The organism is Shewanella sp. 11B5 (assembly GCF_002836795.1).
Classification (GTDB): domain Bacteria; phylum Pseudomonadota; class Gammaproteobacteria; order Enterobacterales; family Shewanellaceae; genus Shewanella; species Shewanella frigidimarina.
On record NZ_PJAP01000605.1, the window covers coordinates 1 to 3,892 of the forward strand.

4 protein-coding genes are annotated in these 3,892 nt (G+C 40.6%); 1 reads left to right on the forward strand and 3 read right to left on the reverse strand.

The features are described from left to right. A partial coding sequence (locus tag CXF78_RS14030) for an isochorismate synthase (RefSeq protein WP_102037146.1) occupies positions 1–1,266 on the reverse strand: 1,266 nt, incomplete at its 3' end. Between the two features lie 344 nt (positions 1,267–1,610). On the opposite strand from CXF78_RS14030, the gene CXF78_RS14035 reads away from it, so the two are divergent. Then, positions 1,611–2,804 (forward strand): cyclic di-GMP phosphodiesterase, encoded by a 1,194-nt coding sequence (locus CXF78_RS14035; RefSeq protein ID WP_011639321.1) that lies wholly within the window; start codon positions 1,611–1,613, stop codon positions 2,802–2,804. A 31-nt stretch (positions 2,805–2,835) separates the two neighbouring features. Here the strand turns inward: CXF78_RS14035 and CXF78_RS14040 are convergent, their stop codons facing one another. After that, positions 2,836–3,267, reverse strand: a complete 432-nt coding sequence (locus CXF78_RS14040) for a group I truncated hemoglobin (RefSeq protein WP_102037147.1) — start codon at positions 3,265–3,267, stop codon at positions 2,836–2,838. Then, positions 3,267–3,892 (reverse strand): DUF3034 family protein (locus CXF78_RS14045; RefSeq protein WP_102037148.1); only part of this gene is annotated, 626 nt, incomplete at its 5' end. The genes CXF78_RS14045 and CXF78_RS14040, both read right to left, overlap by 1 nt.

The window sequence follows — 3,892 nt, forward strand, 5'->3', positions numbered from 1 at the left end:
GCCAGCAAATAAATTGATTCTTCTAGGTTCTATCAGTGCACTTCTAATTGCGACAGAGAATTCTGATTCATGATGATTTAAATAACCACAAGCTCCAGCATACCAACCTCTAGCATAACCTTCTCGCTGGCGAATAAAGTTCAGTGCAGCATCGCGTGGTAACCCACCTACGGCGGGAGTTGGGTGCAGTGCACGTAATAATTCAAAATCACTAACACCTGGCTTTAACTGCGCTCGAATAGCGCGGTGCAAATGTTGAATATGATTAAGCTTAAATATTTTAGGTTGCTCATCAGCACCTACATATTGGCTTAACGGTGTGAGCACATCGACAATATGTTTTCTGACCAACTGATTTTCATGGCTATTTTTAATGTCATCTAATAATGCCTGCGCCAGTACATTATCTTCTTCTGGATTAAGCCCTCGGACAGTTGTTCCCGCTAATGCTTCGGTAAACAGTTCCTGTTGGCGGCGTAAATATAACCGTTCAGGTGAGCAAGAAATAAATGCGCGTTCAGGGCTAAATTGGAATCCAAATTGAAAACTATTCGGATTACGACCTTGCCAACATGCTAACACTGTCCAAGGGTCAATATTGTCATCTACATCTATTTGGCTGTGGCGTGACAATACGACTTTAGGTGTTGATTTGATAAAATTTGCTTGAGTGACTTGTTCTACTAATTCTTTCCAGCGTGCAAAATTAGGTAAATCACTCCGGCCCATTAAGTTGAGTTTATTCGGCGGCGACAAGGGACGCGGCTTTTGCACCATTGCGATAGCATTAAGAGCGGATTGTATTTCGTCTTCAGGCTCACCATTTTCAAAATTTAAATTCACCAATACTCTAACGTGATTACCGCTACGGCGTAATTCAATTCTGGGTAATATAAAGTGTGCACGGCCAAATTCAGGCCAACACTCTACGGTGCGATCAAACGCTAAACCGCCATAATAACGAATATCTTGATGATTGGTTTTATTGCGTTGCTGTTGATAAATTTGTGCTAGGGCATTGTCGTCAACTTGGTCGGCAAAATAAAACGTCTTGCACGAGCCGATGGCGGCGACATCTTCGTTTCTATCGCGGCCGTGCCAATAGATTTTTGGGTATAAGGTTTGAGCGCTTAACCAAGATATTAATGGCAGCGCAGGAGCCTCAACAGATAGCTGCACAATAGGGTCACCGATCGGCACATTGCGAAGTTGTTCGAGCTTAGTGATTAACTCGCTAAATTGTGGTGAAAAAAAGTGACCAGCCAATCTATACCTCTACCATAACAACATAAGAGTTAACGTTAATAAACCTATTAAATAGTGTCAATTGGCAAGATGAAAGCGTGTGATCTGAATTGCTAATATAGCTTACTCTTTACTGGTATCAGTATACGGAAATAATGATCCAATAAGCTGCTCCATATTATCAACAACAGTTTGATTGTTTATCATTGAGGTTTTCTACAGGAATAGTTGTGAACTGTAATGTGACCATACGGTAATATTCTCCTAAAAAGAGTAGGCGAACGGAATAAAGTAGTTCAAAATATAGCTTATATTATGTGAGCAAGATCCCGTTCTTAAATTTCTCTTTCGGAGTAATTGTTACAATGAATGATTCTGTTGAATCAAGCAATGTCATTAAAATCCCCACCGATAAACTTGCTTTAGGCATGTTTGTGACGGCAATAGATCATCAGCAAAGTAAGGTGGCTATTCGTAATCCCGGACAAATCAAACATCGTGATGCAATTTTAAAGTTGAAAAAAAACAACATTTTGCTTGTGTGGGTTGATATTGATCGTTCTTCAGATACTTGCGGGTTAAAAAAAGCGGGTAAATCGAGCTCTGTTAGCAGTTTATTGGTACGTAAAGCGACGGTCACTCGAGATAGTCAGCAAGCGCAGGCTAAAAAGCTACTTGCTGAAGCAAAAGGCTTAATTCAAAAAGTGATGTCTGAAACCTTCAGTGGTAAAGCCATTGAAGTCAATCAATTTGAAGATGTTGCCGACAAAATGATTGAGTCTGTTATGGACGATGCGGATGCATTTAAGTGTATTTCAGCACTGCGTACCAAAGATGCCTATTTACTCGAGCATTCTATTAATGTTGCCTTTTTATTGGTGACCTTTGGCAAACATCTTAAGCTTGATCGCGAACTGCTAAAGCAGATGGCGGTGGGTGGAATTTTACATGATATTGGCAAAATTCAAGTCGATAACGAAATATTGCACAAACCAGGTAAGTTAACCCCAGAAGAGTTTGAACACATGAAATTGCATCAAGTGTATGCAATTGAAATCATGAATGAAACAAAAGGCTTATCGCAAGTGAGTAAAGATGTGTGCTTAATGCATCATGAAAAACTCGATGGCCGTGGTTACCCTAATGGTTTAAAAGATGAACAAATTCCTCAACATGGGCGTATGAGTTGTATTGTTGATATTTTTGATGCATTAACTGCTTCGCGTTGTTACAAAGAAGCCATGAGCCCGGCAGCAGCTTTTAAAATTTTGATGAGCTTGACCCCATTTCATCTTGATCAGAAGCTCGTATACGAGTTCATTCGCTGTGTAGGCATCTATCCAGTTGGTTCATTGGTGCAATTATCGGATGAACGAGTGGGTATAGTATGGGACTCTAAAGGGCGTGATGCGTTGCATCCTGTCGTGAAGTGTTTTTATTCGATAAAGTATAAACGTTACACTGAAGTGACTATGGTTGACTTACTTAAATCTGAATTACATATTGAACGCGGTGTATCACCTGGATCGCTCGATGTAGATCCAAGCCAGTTTTACTAACCGGATATCATCATAAACGGTTTCACAACGACTAATGTTCGATAATATCTTGGTACAGTGGTGCTAATTCAGCCAGTAATGCATTGCGGGTTGCTAGCGGAATATGTTGTTGTTTAAGTGCTTCTATTAAATGACCCACAACGGCATCAAAGTTCGCTTGGCTAATGTGTAATCCAATATGTGCATTGTACATTGATGCACCTTGGTACACACATTCACCGCCACTAACGACACATAAATGCTCAATAAGCCGTTGGCGAAAAATTTGAATATCAGTTTGTTCAAAATGATGCAAAATGCGTTTATCTTGGGACAAATTAACTAGAAAGTCATCGGTAATCATACTGACGCCTTTATCCCCTCCAAGTTGCTGATATAGAGTTGTTGGTTGGCTTGCACAGGCAACAGACAGTAATAACAACGCGCCAAAAACGACTACATGATGTTTAACAATCTTAACCATTACAGCGTTCCCTCTACAGATAAATACCACCCCTGTTGTTGCTCAAATCCTGCAATGCTGCCTAAATCAACATAAGCGCCCACAACAGAAAGGTGTTTATTGACAAACCAAGCCATAAAAATATCCTGCCAATCATTTTCTTCTGCAAAACCAAGTTGATCAGGCTTTTGTTTGTATTCATAGCCCAGTGCAATATTATCGGTTAATAACACAGCAATAGAGGCTTCAGCTTGCAGTTGGTAATTGTTGTTTCTAGCAGTGCCAAAACCAAGCAAACCGATTTGATTAGCCTTGGTGGCTCTAAGGGTTAAGTTGGTCACCAGGTTGCGGCCCGCAATAGCATCAAAATAGACTTTGCTGGCAGCTAAATAGATATCAACTCCCCAGTCATTCCTTGCCCCAACGGCTTGTGGTAACGCAAAATCGTCCACCCGTTTATATTGTAGCCCTAAGCTAATTTGTGGCATGGCGGTATATAACACTTCACCGACTAGTTTGTATTTTACGCCAACAATATCTTGGCCCAGTTTGCCGCCTAGAGTGTCTAGATCAAATGTTTGCTTAGCAATACTGAGTTCAAAGCGGTTATCAATGCTTAAGGACGCACCAATAGAATGTAAGGTGA